We start from the raw sequence: 17,308 nt of genomic DNA, 5'->3' as shown, positions 1-17,308 counted from the left end.
TGTCCGATATCCCCTCGATCTGGATGTTTCCAAATCATATCCCTTGTCACATCCGACCTTTGAGCCTAGCTTGAGCGTCAGGTCTGCAACCGACTGTCAGGCAGGAGCACACACCCCCATGAGCGAATCCGCCTTACCAAGAGCAGCCGCATGGGTTGCCGCCGTCATTCTGGCGATGTTCTCGATCGTCATCCCCGCTCAGCCCGCGGGGGCGCTGGCGGTGTTCAACGTCAAGGACTACGGAGCCACCGGCAACGGCTCCACGAACGACACCTCCGCCATCAACTCGGCCATCACGGCGGCCAACACCGCCGGCGGCGGGACCGTGCAGTTCCCGTCGGGCACCTACAAGTCCGCCAACACCATCCACATGAAGAGCAACGTCACCCTCCAGCTCGACGCCGGCTCCACCATCATGGGCGCCTCCAACGACGACTACGACGCGCCGGAGTCGAACCCGAACGACAACTACCAGGACTACGGGCACAGCCACTTCCACAACGCGATGATCTATGGCGACCGCCTCACCAACATCGGGTTCGTCGGGACGGGCACCATCGACGGCGGCGGCAACCTCATCACCGGCAACCCCGGCTCCGGCGAGGCGGACAAGATCATCTCCCTCACGCGGTGCGACGGACTGACGGTCAGCGGCATCCGCCTGCGGCGCGGCGGCCACTTCGCGATGCTCACCAACGCCTGCAACAACATCACCTCGGACGACCTGCGGATCGACACCGCCAGCGACCGTGACGGCTGGAACGTCATCAGCGCCCAGAACGTCACCATCCGCCGCCCGAACATCGCGGCCAACGACGACGCCCTCGTCTTCAAGAGCGACTGGGCACTCGGACAGACCTACGCGAACGGGAACGTCACCGTCACCGACGCCCAACTCTCGGCCGTGTGCTGCAACGCGCTGATGTTCGGCTCGGAGACCTGCGGCAACTTCACCGGCTACCACTTCGAGCGCATCTCCATCAACGGCTCGAACAAGTCAGGGCTCGGCATGGTGTCGATGGACGGCACGGTCATCTCCGACGTCCACTACAAGGACATCACGATGACCAACGTACGGGCGGCGATCACCGAGAAGATCGGCACCCGCAGACGATGCGGCGGCAGCCCCGGCGTCGGCCGCATCGAGAACATCACCTACGAGAACGTCACCTCCTCCGGCCAGAGCGGCAACAACTTCACCGCCACCCTGTGGGGCGAGTCGAACACCAGCAACCGGATCCGCAACGTCACGTTCACCAACGTCGACCTGACCGTCCCCGGCGGCAACGGCTGCATGGGCACCGGCGTGCCGAGCAACGACGCGACCAACTACAACCCGAACAGCATCGGCACCCGGCCGGCGTACGGGTGGTACATCCACAACGCGCACGACATCAAGTTCGTCGACAGCTCGGTCCAGTTCAACTCCAACGACTGCCGGCCCGCGGTGATCGCGAACACGGGCAGCACGGTGTCGTTCGACCGGTTCACGGCCGAGCGGGGCAGCAACAGCCCGAACGACATGGTCTTCCAGACGATCACCGGCTACTGCGTCCAGAACAGCCAGAACACCGCCGGCGGAGCCCTGCGGGTCAGCGCCACCGGCTCTTCCGACGCCTGTACGCCGGGCAACCCCGGCACCGAGTTCCTGGAGGCGGAGGACGCCACGATCTCCCAGGGCGTCGTGGAGTCCAACCACGCGGGCTTCAGCGGCACCGGCTTCGTCAACGGCGACAACCTGGTCGGCAGCTACGTGGAGTGGAGCGCGCCGGCGACGCAGGCGGGCAACACCACCCTGACGTTCCGCTACGCCAACGGCACCACGACCAACCGGCCGATGGACATCACGGTCAACGGCGTCCTGGTCGCCGACGAGTTCCCGTTCCCGCCGACCGGGGCCTGGACCACCTGGCAGTCCGTGACGGTGACCGCGCCGTTCAACGCGGGCGCGAACGCCGTACGCGCCACCTCCACCACGGCCGGCGGCGGCCCGAACCTCGACTACCTCGACACCGAGGTGGCCGGGCCCGCGCCCACGGAGTACCAGGCGGAGAACGCGACGATCTCCCAGGGCGTGGTCGAGTCGAACCACGCGGGCTTCACCGGCACCGGGTTCGTGAACTATGACAACCTGGTCGGCAGCTACGTCGAGTTCGCGGTGACGGCTGCCCAGGCGGGCAACGCCACGGTGGTCCTGCGCTTCGCGAACGGCACCACGTCCAACCGGCCGATGGACATCACGGTCAACGGCGTCCTGACCTCCGACGAGCTGGCCTTCCCCACCACCGGGGTGTGGACGACCTGGAGCACCGCCACGGTGACCGTCCCGCTCAACGCGGGCGCCAACGTGATCCGGGCGACCTCGACCACGGCCGGCGGCGGCCCGAACCTGGACAAGATCTCGGTCGCCTGAGCAAACCTTCCCCCTTCCGCCTTCCTGCGGGCGGAACGAACCGCCGCCCCGCCTCCACCGGCGGGGCGGCGGCTTCGTGAAGAGGGCCTGGAAGCTCGGCGGCTTCGTAACGGCTTCGTACGGAGGCCCGGCGGCTCGGCGGCAACGGCGCGCGATATAAAGATCACCAAGGAAGGAGCGCCATTTGGGAGCGCTCCCATGTGCCGAAAACGGGAGGACCTCTCCTTTGTTCCACAACCGCATCGCCGCGGTGTTCACCGGTATGGCACTCGTGCTCTGCACCACCGCCACACCCAGCTCGGCGACCCCGCCCACCACGACCAACCCCGCGAAACCGACCAAGCCCAGCACCATCACCCTCATCACCGGCGACGTCGTCGACTTCACGCCGGGCGAGAACGGCGAGCCACCGAAATTAGCCACCCGGGCCGCGCCCCGGCCCGACGGCTCGACGGTGACGTTCGCCACGCTGCCCCACCGCGACGGAGGCACCCTGGTCATGCCGTCCGACGCCGCCGACCTGGTGGCCGCGGGCACCCTCGACGAGGAGCTGTTCGACGTCGAGACACTCGTACGGGAGAACCGCGCCAAGGCGATCCCGCTGATCATCACGTACAGCGGCAACCCCGGCGCGAAGGCCGCCGAACCCCTGCCCGGCACCGAGCGCACCCGGACGCTCGACATCATCCACGGCGCGGCCGTGACGGTGCGGGCCACCGAGTCCGGCAAGCTGTGGTCGGCACTCCAGCCAGGAGCCACGCTCAAGAGCGGCATCTCCAAGATCTGGCTCGACCGCCGCGTCAAGGCGTCCCTCGACCAGAGCGTCCCGCTCATCGGCGCCCCCACCGCGTGGCAGAAGGGCTTCGACGGCGCCGGCACCAAGGTGGCGGTCCTCGACACCGGCATCGACGCCGGGCACCCCGACTTCGCCGGCCGCATCCTCGCCACCGAGAACTTCTCCACCACCCCGGACACCACCGACGTGGTCGGCCACGGCACCCACGTCGCCTCCACCATCGCCGGCTCCGGCGCGGCCTCCGACGGCAAGTACCGGGGAGTCGCGCCCGCCGCGTCGCTGCTCGTCGGCAAGGTGCTCGACGACGACGGCTACGGCGAGCTGTCCTGGCTGATCGCGGGTATGGAGTGGGCCTCGGCCCAGGGCGCCGACGTGGTGAACATGAGCCTCGGCGTGTGCTGCGGAGACGGCACGGACCCGACGAGCCAGGCGGTCAACGAGCTGACGAAGAAGTACGGCACGCTGTTCGTCGCCGCCGCGGGCAACGAGGGCGAGCCCCAGACGGTGAGCGTCCCCGCCGCCGCCGACAAGGCGCTCGCGGTCGGCGCGGTGGACAAGGTCACCGGTACGACCCTGGCCCCCTTCTCCAGCATCGGGCCCCGCCTCGATGACGCCGCGGTCAAGCCGAACATCGTGGCCCCCGGCGTCAACATCGTCGCCGCCCGGTCCGGCACCTCCGGCCAGCCGTCCATCCCCGGCAACGACCGCTACACCTCCTTCAGCGGCACCTCGATGGCCACGCCGCACGTCGCGGGCGCCGCGGCGGTGCTGGCCCAGCAGCATCCCGACTGGGACGCCGACGAGCTGAGCGCCGCCCTCGTCTCCACCTCGACGCGCAACGCGGAGCACAACTGGTTCGAGGAGGGCGGCGGGCGGCTGGACCTCGGGCGCGCGGTCACCCAGAGCGTCTTCGCCGACCCGGTCGTCGACTTCCTCCGCCTCGAACGGGACAAGGGCAGCGTCACCAAGAAGGTCACGTACCGCAACACCGGTGCCGCGCCCGTCACCCTCGCGTTGAAGGCCGACACCCGCGCCTGGAGCGGCGGCCCCACCCCGGCGGGCGCGATCCGCCTGGGCGCGGAGACCGTCACCGTCCCCGCGAACGGCACCGCCACGGTCGACCTCACCGTGAACCCGGCCCTCGGCCCCGAGGGCGCCTACGGCGGCTGGGTCACGGCGACGGCGGGCGACGCCCGGCTGGCCACGCCCTTCAGCTACTACACCGGCCCGGACACGCACCTGCTGAAGATCTCCCTGACCAACTCGTACGGCGCCAAGGAGTTCTCCTCCCGTCCCGGCCAGGGCGGGCGGCTCGGGCCGCTGGTCTACATCGTCCCGCTGCGGCGGAGCAACAGCCCGGATGACCCCTTCCATCCGTACGCGTACTACTACGGCCGCCTCGACCTGACCGGGAACGGCGAGCAGTACCTCCCGGACGGCGACTACGAGGTGATCGCCGTCGCGAACGAGACCTACATGAGGACCCGCACCTCCCTGGTCATCCGCGACGTGACCCTGAAGGACGACCAGACCCTCGACCTGGACGCCCGCGACACCGTCCCGCTCAAGCCGACCTCGCGCACCGCCACGGACGCCGCCATGGACGCCGAGGGTAAGGTCCAGTACGTCCGGACCTTCACCGACCGCCCCTCCCCCGTCACGATCACGGCGAGCACGGAGAACGGCAGGCACGTGGACCTGTACGCCACGCCGGTGTCGTCGGTCAAGGCGGGCACGATGAGCCTGTCGCACATGTGGCAGATGGAGCCCGGCGTGCTGGCCGCCGCCACGGCGGGCCGGCTCACCCTCGACCCGTCCTACGAGGTCGACACGGTCCGCTCGCTCATCACCAAGCCCACCGACTATCCCCTGGTCTACGCCGGTCAGGGCAGGCCGGCGGACTTCGAGGGCCTGGACCTCACCGGCAAGCTGGTCCTGGTGGGGGTGCCACTGGGCACCGGCCCGACGCCGTACAGCGACGCGACCCCGCGGATGGACGAGGCGTCCGCACTGGCCAAGCAGGGCGGCGCCGCCGGTTTCATCGGCTTCTACGACGCCGACGGTGCCGGGACACGGCTGCCGGGCTTCGCCGACACCAGGTTCCTGCGGTTCGGGCTGGACGCGGCGCAGGGTCGCGCGCTGCGGGCCGTCGTCCAGCGTGGGGCGACCTCGCTGCGGCTCACGCCGTACTCCGGGGAGCCCTCCTTCTACCGGCTGCGGTATGACTCGAAGGGGAAGATCCCCCGCAAGCCGGAGAAGCTGGACCGGGACCGCCTGGCCCGCGTCGAGACCCGCTACCACGCCGACCAGCCGAACGCCCAGGGACACCTGCTGGTGACGTCGTCCGCCGGTGCCGCCGAGCTGTCGTTCGGCCAGTGGGTGACGATGCCGTTCGAACGTACCGAGTACTACGGCCCGGTCCGCGATGACGTGCGCTGGTCACGCTCGGTCGGCAACCAGGGCCTGGAGCTCCGGTCGCAGGACACGTTCGCGCGGGCGGCCCGTACGGACGAGGACTGGTTCAAGGCCCCGCTCGTGCCCGGCGCGGCCACCGCGCCGTCGGGGGTGCCGGTGCCGTGCGCGCTGTGCCGGGACGGAGACCGGTTCGTGCCCGCCGAGCAGTGGCTGGACTCGGACCCGCGCCACTACAGCGACCTGAGCACGGTCTCCTCCGCTCCCCGTCTCGTGGCGGGCGGCACCGAGATCCCGGTGCAAGGCTGGGGCCCCCGCTCGTTCACCGTGCCCGCTGGACCGTCGGCGTACCGGCTGGACACGGTGGACACCACCTACCGGACCTTGTCCCCCAAGGTGACCTCCGGCTGGCGGTTCACCTCGACGGGAGCGCCCTCCGGCAAGCCGCGCGACCATACGTGCAGCTTCGGTCCCGCCTGCGCGTTCCAGCCTGCTCTGGTGCTCAGGTACGACCTGCCGGTGGACCTGCTCAACCGGGCCTCTTCCGGGCGGCCTTTCACCTTCGAGCTGACCGCCCGCCCGGCGGCGCGTTCGGCTTCGGAGGCACGCTCGGCCCGGGTGGAGTACTCCGTCGACGACGGCACCACCTGGCGCCAGGCCGAGAACGTGCGCAAGCTCGGCGACGGCCGTTTCCGAGTGCGCATCCTCCACCCAGCACTGGCCGCCACCAGCGGCTTCGTATCACTGCGGGTGAACGCTGAAGACAAGACTGGCGGCAGGGTCACCCAGACCGTCGACCGCGCGTACGGCCTGAAGTAACCTCTTCGGCTTCGGCGGCCACGGGATGCTCGCGTTCCGTGGCCGCCTACCCGCATGTCCAGTGCCAGCCGTTCCGGCACAATGGCAGCGAATTTGAGCCCGAGAACGGCGCGACGGTCGACGTTCGCGAGCATGACGACCTTGTCATGTCCCGCGCTGCACGTCGCGACACGCATGCTGGACTTCAGCAGCCCAAGGACACCCTGACCTCGCCGGCTCCGGGACGTCAGCTCTTTCTTCACCCTGGAGGAGCTCCACTGGCCGGCACCTGGGTCGACCGCCGGGTGCTCTCCCAGTCGGCGGTCGACTGGCAACGGCATGCGGTCGAGCGTCTGTTCGGCGATGATCCAGCGCTCGGTTCAAAGGCTTTCCGTCGAGAGCTCCAGGACTGCCTACGCGCTACCCTGACCATCGCCAGTGACAGTCGCCGGAAGCTGCGCCACCTCATCGACCTGGGCCGGCCCGGATACCCCGAAAATTCCGCCGGGGGAGCCGCCATACATACGCCGAAGTCGTGGTGTCACTGGTAGAGCCACGACTGAAGTACCCGCACTACATGCTCAAGAAGAAGGACCGTCGATCACGGTGAGCTTCGGGAGTACTCGACGGCGCTCAGCAGCCGCGATGACGGCCACGTCGAGCAGACGGAGCGAAAGGCCCTCAAGGGGTGCTTTCTATGGCCTATCACGCCGATGTGAAGCGGGGGTGGCGTCCTTGATCTACAGTGACAGTTCGGCAGAACGCCCAATTGGGTGGAACTACTCCGCCCTCGCAACCAGTTCTTCAGGAAGGCCCCGGCGGATGACCTGGAATGCATGGATGGGCGTACTTCACTGGGCAGCGTTCGTCATGGCCTGCGCGGTCGGGGCGTTCGGTTTGCTGGCGCTGAACACTAAGCTGCTGCATGCACGATGGCAGCGTCACCGGGGTGGAATCAGAGCGGGCCAACTGATTGCCAAGGCCGCCTGCTTGCTAGCGGTGTTTCTGATGGCCATGGCTAGCATTGCCCTCTTCGACTTTCCTCGCTGGCTGGTGCTGGCTCTGATCCCGCTTCAACTGGTATGCCTCGGCGCCTATATATGGTTGTGGTTGGTGGCACAGAGGATTAGATCGGAGAATGCGCCTCAATGAGGCACACCCCATCATGCTGGCGGAAACGGCCTGCACATTGGCCGCCGCCTCCGCCTCGGTCACCCAGACCACCGTCGCCTCGTCCTCATGAGCCACGGACAGACTCTAGAACCCCAAACCCATCCCGATCAGGTGATTTCGGGAAGTTTCCGCCGCACCGAGGCCAGGATCTCGCGAACCCCTGGTGACTAGCTGCTGATCCAGTGAAAGGGTCTCGTTCATGGACGAGCTTAGAGAATTGATCGAATCCTTCTTCAAGGCGGTCTCGTTCGACAAGGGTGGCCGGCCGTCCTACGCCGCGATCCACGATCTCTTCATCATGGACGGCAGGCTGATCAGGAGCGGTCCCGGCGACCCGGAAATCCTCACCGTCGCCCAATTCGCGACTTCTCGCGGCAAGCTGTTCGAGGCGGGCGAGCTCACGGCCTTCCGCGAAACCGAGTCGGCGGCGACAACGGAGACATTCGGCAACGTGGCTCATCGTTTCAGCACCTACCGGAAAGAGGGCGTCTTGAACGGGGCGCGGTTCACCGTAGAAGGCCTCATCTCAACTCAGTTCGTCCGGTTGGCGGGCGAGTGGAAGATGAGTTCCATGGCCTGGGACGATGAACGCCCCGGCCTGGTCATCCCCCAGCGATACAGATGACCAGGCAATACCGGCGACTGATCCGCAGCCGCCGGATCAACCCACCACGCCGGGCACGGCGTACTTACCTTCCGCGTGGAGCGGGAAGAGCTCACGGGCCTTCCCCGTCCGCACATTCACCGCGTAGGCCACCTCTGACGCACCGCTCGTGGACGACTGCTCGACGGCGATCAGCGTGATCTCGTCGGCCGTCAACCAACCGCCCAGCTTGTCCGGCAGCATGTTCTCCGGAAGGCCGGACACCGCCACCCGCTTCTGGGTGGCCCCGGTGAGGGCGTCGAAGATGACGATCGTTCCGTCTCTCCGCACCATGGGCGCCGTACGGCGCAGGACCTGCCCCACTCGAACGAGCGTGCGGCCATCGGGGTTCAAGGCGCTGAAAGCGTAGGTGAAGTCGGGGATGGTGACCGGCTTATGGCCACGCACCCAGACCTGGGTGGTGTTGTCGTACGGCTTGGCCAGCACCACCGGGCCGTCACCATCTGCCACGCTCACCGGCCACCAGCCCTTGTCCAGTTCCTCCACTGTCCCCTGCTCGACGTCCACGAGCATTTTCGGCTGACGCCGGCCACCCCAACCGGAGACGATGAAACGCAACCCGTTGGGTGACATCCGAAGGGCGTACTCGTCGGCGAAGTCCTCCTTCGGCTGCTTCAGCGGTGACTTCCAGATCCGGCCACTGGCCAGGTCGCGCACCACGATGCCGCGGCTCTGCACGCTGTAGTAGGCGATCCGGCGACCGTCAGCCGTGGCCGTCACCGGCCCCGGTCCGGCGGGTAGCTGGTAGATTTCGCCGCTTTGGGTGACGATGCGCCACCCGTCCTGCTTGCACCCTTCTGCGCAGGACGGCCGATAAGCCTGCTGTACCGGCGCGACCCCCTTCTCGGGCAGCGGGAGCGCCTTGGTCTCCGGTGGTGTGAGTACGACCGGCGGCACCCGCCGTACCTCTTGCTGGAGCAGTATGACGGAGCCGCCGGCGATCCCGACGACCACCGCGGCTGCGGCGGCCAGCGACAGGCGGACCACACGGCTGCGGCGGCGCGCTCCCCTGATCGCCAGGTCGGCCAGGTCGACGTCGGGAACGTGGGCGGCCAGCTCGTGCAGATCATCACGGAGCGTGTTCATCTGTCCACCTCCTGCGGGGTGAGCGCGCGCAGCTTCGACAGCGCGTAATGCGTCTGACTCTTGACCGTGCCCAGCGAGACGCCCATGAGCTGGGCGGTCTCGTGTTCGGTGCGATCTTCGTAGTAACGCAGCACGATCACCGTCCGCTGTTTCGGGGTGAGCTGGGCGAACGCCTGAAGCAAGGCGAGCCGCCGCACGGTCGCCTCGTCGTGCGACTGGCCGACCTCCGGCAACTCGCTTCCCGGCAGCTCGACCCGCTTGCGTCTGCGCCAGGAGATGTTCTGGTTGACCAGGGCCTTACGGGCGTAGGCCTCGGGATTACCGCCCTTGGTGAGCTTGGGCCAGTGTGAGGCGACACGGGTGAGGACCGTCTGCAACAGATCCTCGGCGAGATGGGTGTCTCCAGTGAGCAGGTACGCCGTCCGCATCAGCGATTGCTGACGGGCACGCACGAACTCCTGGAACCCCTCAAAACGGTCCATGCTCTTAAGAACTCCGGGGAAGACTCCGAAGTTGGAATGCTCGCTTACATAGGGCCACCAGCACTACTGGGCGTGCCCCTGAAGGAGCCGTTCCCACAGCCGCTTCGCGTCGGCGACCCGAAGCCAAGGACTCTCACTGAGACGGATGCCCTCCGACGACCTCTCCGTACGGCGGATGTGGCCGAGTCCGCCCGCCACGCAGAACTCGTACACCGTGATCAAGCATTCGCACGTGTGGCTTCGGACCCTGACGGAGTTGCTTCTGGCCACCGAGTCGGACCAGTCGATCGCGGTGTACCCCTTTCGTAGGGGCTTCAGGTGCGGGCCATGGAATTCCTCCATGATCATGCTGATCTCCAAGGAGGATCGCGTCATCAAGTTCCGGACACGGGATGGACTTACTCAGGCGCTCCCGTACTGGCCGAGGCCTTCGAGCCATGCAGAGCTCCGGCGTCCTCTACGTCAGGAATCGAGACGATCAGAACACAACTCTCGCCCTCCTCCTCGCCCTGATCGCCACCGCGCATCCCGCCGAACGACACCTCCCCGAGATAACCGCCATACAGCTCCATCGCCTGAACTCCTTTCGCCTGCCTCCGTTGTGGCACAACCTTAGGCTCACCTATACCCACCTGTCTAGGACTAGCCTGGACGCGACCTGTACTGTTTGGTCTATGTATGTAAGTAGGTGACGGTCTAGGGTCCGCCTGTGATGTTGCCTGACACGCCCTGGACTTCCGACGACTGGAACCCCGAGTTCTACCGATACGAGCAGATAGCCGACTGGGTTGGAGAGCGCATCCAAGCCGGCGACTACCCGCCGCGTACTGTGCTGTCCGAGGTACAACTCCAGGGCTACTTCGCCGTCGGCCGTGACACCATCCGCAAAGCGTTCGCCATCCTTCGCGAACGTCAGCTGATCATCACCAAGCCCGGCAGGGGATCCGTCGTCGTACGCCGCGATGACAACGAATCCTGAGACAGCCAGCTTCTTGGAATTCGAATAGACCACCACTTAGTTTTGTGGTCGAAAGCCCTTAGCGGCTAGGCGCCTTATGGCCTGCACGTAGCGGGCCGATTGCCGAAACCATCTCTCACGCTTGATCGTCTAACGGTGCGTTCCGTTTCTTCGCGATCTGAGGACACACCGATGCGGCAACTTCGCCCAGCACTCCCCGCCCTCTTCGTCATCATTTGCCTCACCGCGTGTGGGCCCATCAACTTGCCCGCACCGGGCAAGACGGTCGCCGGGTCAGATCAAGCACCCACCGCCACCGCAACCAAGGCCACCAAAGCGAAAAAGCCCAGCCCGACCACAGAGGCGAAGGCGTCGAAGAAGAAGCTGCCGAATGTCGTCGGCATGAACCTCCAAGCAGGCCAAGACAGGTTGCAAGCAGCGGGCTTCTACATCCTCAACGACAAGGACGCCACCGGCCAGAACCGTTTCCAGGTGTACGACCGCAACTGGGTCGTCACCCGGCAATCCCCTGCCGGCGGCAGCCGGGTCAGCACCTCCACGCTGATAACCCTCTATGCGAAGAAGTACGGCGAATAACGCACCATAGTTGCATCAGCCCAGGCGCCAGAAAAGGCGCCGCCACCCATGAAAGGGCGGCGGCGCTCATGGCTCAAACGTCAGGTGCGGTGCACGTCAGGTGCAGTGTTCGAAGGGGCTGTTGTAGGTGGACGCACCGGCCTTGCCGCCCCACTTGACGCACTTGTCCGCCGCGCTGGCGACTACCGGGCCCGCGTAGTAGGTGAAATTGCCCGTGTCGGTGGCCCGCGTCTTGCCCTTCACCTCCAGGTAGGCGCTGGTGGCGGTGGCCTTGCCGAGGGAGGTCGACTTGATGGTGGCCACGCAGTTCTTGCCGTTGGCCGAGTTGAACAGCAGGTAGACCTTGCCCGCCGTGCCCAGGGCAGCCGAGTCGATCACCTTGTAACCGCTGCCGCACACCGACTCGGCAGTGTTGGGGTTGCCGCCGCCTCCGCAGTTCTTGGAGGTGAGGGTCTGGTTCGGGTAGCCGAACGTGGCCCCGTTGAAGACGGCCTTCTGGATGTTCGACGGGTAGCTGCTGCCCTTGCGCACCTCGAAGTGCAGGTGCGGCGAGATGCCGTTGCCCGGCTTGCTGGTGTTGCCGACCGCACCGATCTTCTGGCCCTGGGTGACCTTGGCGCCCGCGGCCACGGCGCGCGAGTTCAGGTGCGCGTAGAAGGTCGTGTAGCCACCGCCGTGGTCGATCTTGACCAGGTTCCCGTAACCGTTGGTCGAGCCCTGGTGGGCCGAGATGACCACGGTGCCCGCAGCGGCGGCGACGACGGTGTCCCCGCGGTCGGCGTCCGGCGTGCTGCCCCGGTTGAAGTCGATCTCATACGACCGGTGCGCGCTGCTGCCGCTGGAGTTGCCGGTCCACTTCTGACCGCAGGGGAAGGGGAGCTGGAAGCGCGGGGCGGCCAGGGTCGACACCTGCGGCCCCTCCACCTGGTTCGGCGGGTCGTTGTTGTCCGGCCCAGAGGTCGGCGTGGGGGTGGCGGTCGGCGTAGCGGACGGCGTCGGAGTGGCCTCGGCCCCCGTGCTCGCTAACGCGCCCTGGCCCGATGCGAGACAGATGAACAGGGCGAACCCCGCCGTGAGCACAGCTTTGGGTCTCATACCAATCCTTTCAACGCGTGCCGGAGCCGCGCGTGGGTCTATGGGGTCGTTCCAAGCGCTCTTGCTGGAGATCAAGAGTGCGGATGAGCCATACAGAGAACATCCAGAAGCCGCATAGAGAGCCATCCGCGCCGAGCACACGCCGACCGGGAAGCCTAGTGTGACCTGCGGTTTCAGCCCGCGGGCTCCTCTCCTTCGATCAGGACCCGGTTCGGCCGTGCGGGCAGGAGCGAGACCGTGCCCAGCAGCCAGTCCGCCAGCCGATCGCGTTCGACCAGGATCAGCGGCTCCCGGGCACCGAGCGCCTCCAGCCGGGCCTGACGGGTCAGGCTCCCCGAGGTGACCAGGACTCCGATGTGCCCGGCGAAGGTGTTGGCGAGCGCGCCCAGGAAGTTGCGGACGTCGGGCGCGCCGACGGTCTTGCTGTAGCGCTTGCACTGGATGGCGTACTTCCCGTGTCCGGGAGCGACGGCGGTGATGTCCACCCCACCGTCGCCACTACGGCCGCGTTCGCGGACCTGCCGGAAGCCATCGGCGATCATCCGCTGGGCGACCAGGTGCTCGAACTGCGATCCGGACATCCGGTCGATCTTCTCCAACTCGACGTTGGCCGCCAGGAATTGCCGTCTGCGTGCCTCGATGGCCTGGTAGCGCAGGAGCAGCCCGCCGCCGAGCACCGCCAGGACCAGGCAGACGATCGCCGCCGCCCAGACCGGATGGTCGCGGACGAACGAGACCACGACCGCCCCGGCGATGGCCACACCCGCGACTCCCAGGACCCATATGTCCTGTCTGCTCCGCGACTTTCTCCGACCCCGTCTGGATCCCCTCGCCATGGGTTCCCCTCCTCGATGGGTGGTGTCCATGGCGAGTGTGAGCCACCGGTCCGACAAAATGACAGGGTCAGTAGCCCGCCGGTGCCGGCCAGTGGCGCTCAACGCCGATCTTGTCCAGCTCCCCGGTGAACTCCTCCAGCAAGGTCTCCTTCTCCCTGACCTCCTGCGGCTCCACCCTCCGGCGCAGGCAGTACGCGGCCAGCTGGCCCGCCGCCTCGCCCACGTTCCACTCCACCGGATGCAGGCGGAAACACCCGTTGGAGATGTGCGTGGTGCCGATGTTCTTGCCCGCGGGCAGCAGGTTGCGCATCCTGACCGGCAGCAACGCGCCGAGCGGGATCTCGAAGGGCACGCTGGCGATGTCGATGTAGTTGTCCCCGCCGGTCGACGGGTGCAGGTCGATGCGGTACGCGCCGACTCCGACGGAGTCATGGTGCCGCAGCGTGCCCCGGTCGCCGAGGATGGCCCTGGAGACGTGGTGCTCAGTGACGGTGGTGACCGCGCGGATGCGCCTCGACTCTCTGACATAGGCGGACTTCGCCAGCCCATCGGCGGTGCCGACCACGTCGTGGCGGAGCCGGAGCCCCGGGAAGCCGGTGCCGCCGTCAGGACGGGGCGCTTCGGTCTGGAGCCAGTACAGCACCGACAACGACAGCTGCTTGGCCTCCTTGTGCGCCAGCGCCGCAGTGTCGGCGTCGACTTCGATGATCGGGCGCAGCCAGTAGTCGTTCAGCGGCCAGTTGACCAACGTGATATCGGAGGCGGCGAAGCCCGGCTCGAACAGGTCCCGAGCGAGGATCCTGCGGAACATCCACAGGTCCTTGTCCCCTGATTGGGCACTCTGGTCGGCCAGAACCGCGCGGGGGTCACCGGTCGGGTTGGGGTCGAACCAGCGGGCTTCGGCCTCCAGGGTGCGCGGGTCCGGCGCGCTGAAGCCGAGCAGCGGTCCGGGCCAGAAGTCGGGCCGGTAATCGCGCCAGAATCCGTAGTCCGCTGGCCGGTCGATGACGTGGTTCTCGCCGTCGTGGTGGGAGACGGCGAAGCAGTAGGTGATGCCCTGCATGTTCAGCGGCTGGTATTCGTCCGGCGCGTGCGGCTCGTCGTGCTCGCCGCGGGCCTCCGCGCCCGTGACGTACTCCGTCTTCGCCAGCGGCAGCAACTCACCGGTCTCCGTCGCGTCGAGGACGTAGGCGGCGGCGATGGTGCGCGAGTCGCCGGAGCGGAGGTCCAGCAGCGTGACCGCGCTGACGCGGTCACGGTCCACCTCGACCTCGACGGGGCGGTGTTCGAGGAGGACGCGCAGGCGCCCGGCGGCCACGTGGGGAGCCAGCATGGCCTGCAGAACCGCCAGGGAGACGCGTGGTTCGTGGCACAACTTGCTGACATATCCGGCACCGGGGTTCAGCTCGCGCCAGCGCTGCGCGCCGCCGGTCATGGGGTACCAGCGCCGGTAGTATTCGCGGATGGAGCCGCGCACCTCACGGTAGGTGGCGGTGGCGCCGTAGCTCTCGATCCACGGGTGCTCGTCAGGGGGTACGGCCTGCGCGGTGAGCTGGCCGCCGATCCAGTCCGTCTCCTCGGTGAGGACGACGTCGTGGCCCGCGCGGCAGGCGGCCAGGGCCGCGGCGACGCCGCCGAGCCCACCGCCGACGATGAGGATGTCGGTCATGGGTGGTGCCTTTCCAGGGAGGGCTAGCGGGGAGGTGCCGCGGTCTCGCCCGGCTCCAGCTCGCAGGTCATGAGCTGGTGCCTGGGGACCGTACGGTCTCCCGCGATGAGTTTCGTGAGCAGCCGGACGGCCGCGGCCCCCATCTCGCGACGGGGTACGGCGAAGCCGGTCAGACCCGCCGGGCGGTCGGCGGGGTCGCCGAGCGTGGCCAGGGAGAGGTCGTCGGGGAAGCGCAGCCCCGCCCCCTCGGCGGCCGCCAGGAGGGCGCGGTGGGCGGCGTCGGTGTCGGTGGCCTCGGTGACCAGCGCGGTGATGCCCTGGTCGCGCCAGGTGCGCAGCCGCTCGGGGGTCAGGTCGGCGCCGTCGGTGCGTACCACTTCGGCGGCCAGGCCGCATTCGTCCATGCCGCGTCTGAAGCCCGCCTCCCTGTCGACGGAGGTGATCGCCTCGTCGGCTTCGCGTACGTACAGGATGCGCCCATGCCCCAGCCCCGCCAGGTGCCGCACCACGGCGGCGCCGGCGGAGACGTAGTCGGCGCCGACGTAGGGCAGGCGGTCGCCGAACTCGTCGTGCCGCCCTATGTAGACGACGGGCAGATCGGTGGCCAGCAGGCGGTCCATCTCCGGCACGGGCAGGTGCCTGCCCAGGAACAGGCAGCCGTCGGCCAGGCGTACCCGGTTGAGCACCTGGGCGTGCGGGCGCTCGCCCGTGACACTGGAGGCGATGAACATCAGCAGGTCGTAGCCCTGCGCCGCCGACTCCTCCTCGATACCTACCAGGAACGGGTAGTAGGCGTGCGACATCTCCGTGGGGAAGGTCGAGGTGAAGGTGTAGAGGCCGAGCAGGTTGTTCTGACCGGCCGCCAGGCGGGTGGCGATCGGGTCGGGCACGTACCCGAGCTGCTCGGCGGCCGCCATGACCTTGCGCTGGGTCTCCTCGGCGATGCCCATGGCGGCGGCGCCGCCGCCGAGGATCAGCGACACGGTCGGCTGTGAGACGCCGGCCAGGCGAGCGATGTCCGCCTGACGAGGTCGACCGCTGGGTCTCATGGCATATCCCCCAAGAAGTAGTAGATCACGGAGCTTCGAGCCCGCCGTCGGGCCTGCGCACCCGCGCGGCCCACCGCTCGTGCAGGTGTGTCTCCGGCGGGTACCGCTTGGCGGCGCCCTCATCGAGGTCGATGCCCCAGCCGGGCCGGTCGGAGGGCGTGATGTAGCCGTTCACCGTCCGCAACGTGCCCGGGAAGACCTCGTGCACGGTCTCCGGGTAGACGTGCGCCTCCTGGATCCCGAACGCGGGGCTGGTGACGTCGAGCGTGACGTTGGCCGCCGCGCCCACCGGCGACACGTCCGGCGGCCCGTGCCAGGCCGTCCGCACGCCGGTCAGCTCGCACAGCGCGGCGAGCTTGCGCACGGGCGTCAGCCCGCCGACGGCTGAGACGTGCAGGCGCAGGTAGTCGACGCCACCGGAGGTGATGAGCCGCGCCGCGTCGGTCACCGAGGAGACCAGCTCACCGGAGGCGATCGGCATCGGCGCCGCCGCCCGCACCTCGGGCAGCCGGTCGAAGTGCTCGGGCGCGAGCGGGTCCTCCAGGAAGAACAGCTGGTACGGCTCCAGCGACCGCGCGAGCACCACGGCCTCCTTCGGCGTGAGCCGGTTGTGCGCGTCGTGCAGCAGGCCGAGTTCGTCACCGAGGACCTCGCGGGCGCGCTCGAACAACTTCGGCGTGCTGCGCAGGTAGTGGCCGACGTCCCAGCCGTCGGGGTGGGGGCTGTCCGGATATCCGCCGGGCGTGCCGACGCCGCCGTACGTGCCGAGCCCCGGCCCGCCCGCCTGCAGCCGTACGTAGCGGTAGCCCTGCTCGGCGAGCGCGGCGGCCCGCTCGATCGACTCCTCGACCTCGCCACCGCGGGCCCCGGTGTAGACGGCGGCGGCCGCCCTGACCCGCCCGCCCAGTAGCTCGTACACCGGCACCCCGAAACGTTTGCCGGCGATGTCCCACAGCGCCTGGTCGATGCCGGACAGCCCGTTGTTGTGCACCGGGCCGCCTCGCCAGTACGAGGAGTAGTGCAGCATCCGGCCGATGTCCTCGATGTCGGCCGGATGCCGGCCGATGACCATGGGCGCGATGTGCCGCTCGATCGCGGCGACCACGGCGTGGAAGCGCTGGGTGAAGGTGGCGCAGCCCAGGCCGTACAGGCCGGGTTCTGAGGTGTCGATCCGCACGACGACGAGCGGGACCCCGCCCGGCGCGGTGACGATCGTGCGTACACCGGTGATGCGCAGCCCGTCCCTGGCCTGCCACGGCGCCTGCGTCTCCGGCATGATC

General features: G+C 68.0%; 15 protein-coding genes. 7 read left to right on the top strand and 8 right to left on the bottom strand.

The features are described 5' to 3' along the window. Positions 1–118: 118 nt before the first annotated feature. From AB0L53_RS36170 to AB0L53_RS36150, 5 genes are all read left to right on the top strand, one after another. Positions 119–2,413 (top strand): glycosyl hydrolase family 28 protein, encoded by a 2,295-nt coding sequence (locus tag AB0L53_RS36170; RefSeq protein ID WP_364003868.1) that lies wholly within the window; start codon positions 119–121, stop codon positions 2,411–2,413. A 226-nt stretch (positions 2,414–2,639) separates the two neighbouring features. Beyond that, on the top strand, positions 2,640–6,440 hold the full coding sequence (locus AB0L53_RS36165; protein WP_364003865.1) for a S8 family serine peptidase: 3,801 nt from the start codon (positions 2,640–2,642) through the stop codon (positions 6,438–6,440). A gap of 38 nt (positions 6,441–6,478) precedes the next feature. Further along, positions 6,479–6,970, top strand: a complete 492-nt coding sequence (locus AB0L53_RS36160) for a hypothetical protein (RefSeq protein WP_358450122.1) — start codon at positions 6,479–6,481, stop codon at positions 6,968–6,970. A gap of 289 nt (positions 6,971–7,259) precedes the next feature. Then, positions 7,260–7,571: a hypothetical protein gene (locus AB0L53_RS36155; protein ID WP_364003862.1), complete on the top strand. Its 312-nt coding sequence runs from the start codon at positions 7,260–7,262 to the stop codon at positions 7,569–7,571. A gap of 220 nt (positions 7,572–7,791) precedes the next feature. Then, a complete protein-coding gene (locus tag AB0L53_RS36150; RefSeq protein WP_357940466.1) occupies positions 7,792–8,217 on the top strand; it encodes a DUF4440 domain-containing protein in 426 nt (141 codons plus the stop codon). A 36-nt stretch (positions 8,218–8,253) separates the two neighbouring features. On the opposite strand, the gene AB0L53_RS36145 is transcribed toward AB0L53_RS36150, so the two are convergent. From AB0L53_RS36145 to AB0L53_RS36135, 3 genes are all read right to left on the bottom strand, one after another. Beyond that, positions 8,254–9,342 (bottom strand): hypothetical protein, encoded by a 1,089-nt coding sequence (locus AB0L53_RS36145; RefSeq protein ID WP_364003858.1) that lies wholly within the window; start codon positions 9,340–9,342, stop codon positions 8,254–8,256. Beyond that, a complete protein-coding gene (locus AB0L53_RS36140) occupies positions 9,339–9,824 on the bottom strand; it encodes a SigE family RNA polymerase sigma factor (protein WP_364003855.1) in 486 nt (161 codons plus the stop codon). Before AB0L53_RS36140 ends, AB0L53_RS36145 begins: the two co-directional genes overlap by 4 nt. A 398-nt stretch (positions 9,825–10,222) precedes the next feature. Next, a complete protein-coding gene (locus AB0L53_RS36135; RefSeq protein WP_364003852.1) occupies positions 10,223–10,396 on the bottom strand; it encodes a hypothetical protein in 174 nt (57 codons plus the stop codon). Positions 10,397–10,536: 140 nt separating this feature from the next. On the opposite strand from AB0L53_RS36135, the gene AB0L53_RS36130 reads away from it, so the two are divergent. Continuing rightward, positions 10,537–10,803, top strand: a complete 267-nt coding sequence (locus AB0L53_RS36130) for a winged helix-turn-helix domain-containing protein (RefSeq protein WP_357941471.1) — start codon at positions 10,537–10,539, stop codon at positions 10,801–10,803. 171 nt (positions 10,804–10,974) lie between these two features. After that, positions 10,975–11,379 (top strand): PASTA domain-containing protein, encoded by a 405-nt coding sequence (locus AB0L53_RS36125; RefSeq protein WP_357940456.1) that lies wholly within the window; start codon positions 10,975–10,977, stop codon positions 11,377–11,379. 96 nt (positions 11,380–11,475) lie between these two features. Here AB0L53_RS36125 and AB0L53_RS36120 read toward each other — a convergent pair whose 3' ends face one another. The 5 genes from AB0L53_RS36120 to AB0L53_RS36100 form a co-directional block, all read right to left on the bottom strand. Next, the gene (locus AB0L53_RS36120) at positions 11,476–12,474 is read right to left on the bottom strand and encodes a M23 family metallopeptidase (protein ID WP_364003849.1); all 999 of its coding nucleotides are present in this window, start codon (positions 12,472–12,474) and stop codon (positions 11,476–11,478) included. 173 nt (positions 12,475–12,647) lie between these two features. Then, positions 12,648–13,235, bottom strand: a complete 588-nt coding sequence (locus AB0L53_RS36115; RefSeq protein WP_364003847.1) for a restriction endonuclease — start codon at positions 13,233–13,235, stop codon at positions 12,648–12,650. A gap of 142 nt (positions 13,236–13,377) precedes the next feature. Continuing rightward, positions 13,378–14,979 (bottom strand): FAD-dependent oxidoreductase, encoded by a 1,602-nt coding sequence (locus tag AB0L53_RS36110; RefSeq protein ID WP_364003844.1) that lies wholly within the window; start codon positions 14,977–14,979, stop codon positions 13,378–13,380. A gap of 23 nt (positions 14,980–15,002) precedes the next feature. Then, positions 15,003–16,028 carry a LacI family DNA-binding transcriptional regulator gene (locus tag AB0L53_RS36105; protein WP_364003841.1) on the bottom strand — a complete coding sequence of 342 codons (1,026 nt, stop codon included), beginning with the start codon at positions 16,026–16,028 and terminating at the stop codon, positions 15,003–15,005. Positions 16,029–16,053: 25 nt separating this feature from the next. Then, positions 16,054–17,304: an enolase C-terminal domain-like protein gene (locus AB0L53_RS36100; protein ID WP_364003838.1), complete on the bottom strand. Its 1,251-nt coding sequence runs from the start codon at positions 17,302–17,304 to the stop codon at positions 16,054–16,056. Positions 17,305–17,308: the final 4 nt, after the last annotated feature.

Source organism: Nonomuraea sp. NPDC052129 (genome assembly GCF_040680095.1).
Classification (GTDB): Bacteria; Actinomycetota; Actinomycetes; order Streptosporangiales; family Streptosporangiaceae; genus Nonomuraea.
The sequence above is the reverse complement of the archived record's forward strand: the minus strand, read 5'-3'. Positions and strand labels throughout refer to the sequence as shown.

Coding starts and splice junctions, on each gene's coding strand:
- AB0L53_RS36140 (WP_364003855.1), bottom strand. CDS start 9,824: ATGGACCGTTTTGAGGGGTTCCAGGAGTTCGTGCGTGCCCGTCAGCAA.
- AB0L53_RS36135 (WP_364003852.1), bottom strand. CDS start 10,396: ATGGAGCTGTATGGCGGTTATCTCGGGGAGGTGTCGTTCGGCGGGATG.
- AB0L53_RS36105 (WP_364003841.1), bottom strand. CDS start 16,028: ATGAGACCCAGCGGTCGACCTCGTCAGGCGGACATCGCTCGCCTGGCC.
- AB0L53_RS36155 (WP_364003862.1), top strand. CDS start 7,260: ATGGGCGTACTTCACTGGGCAGCGTTCGTCATGGCCTGCGCGGTCGGG.
- AB0L53_RS36145 (WP_364003858.1), bottom strand. CDS start 9,342: ATGAACACGCTCCGTGATGATCTGCACGAGCTGGCCGCCCACGTTCCC.
- AB0L53_RS36170 (WP_364003868.1), top strand. CDS start 119: ATGAGCGAATCCGCCTTACCAAGAGCAGCCGCATGGGTTGCCGCCGTC.
- AB0L53_RS36150 (WP_357940466.1), top strand. CDS start 7,792: ATGGACGAGCTTAGAGAATTGATCGAATCCTTCTTCAAGGCGGTCTCG.
- AB0L53_RS36110 (WP_364003844.1), bottom strand. CDS start 14,979: ATGACCGACATCCTCATCGTCGGCGGTGGGCTCGGCGGCGTCGCCGCG.
- AB0L53_RS36100 (WP_364003838.1), bottom strand. CDS start 17,304: ATGCCGGAGACGCAGGCGCCGTGGCAGGCCAGGGACGGGCTGCGCATC.
- AB0L53_RS36120 (WP_364003849.1), bottom strand. CDS start 12,474: ATGAGACCCAAAGCTGTGCTCACGGCGGGGTTCGCCCTGTTCATCTGT.
- AB0L53_RS36130 (WP_357941471.1), top strand. CDS start 10,537: ATGTTGCCTGACACGCCCTGGACTTCCGACGACTGGAACCCCGAGTTC.
- AB0L53_RS36125 (WP_357940456.1), top strand. CDS start 10,975: ATGCGGCAACTTCGCCCAGCACTCCCCGCCCTCTTCGTCATCATTTGC.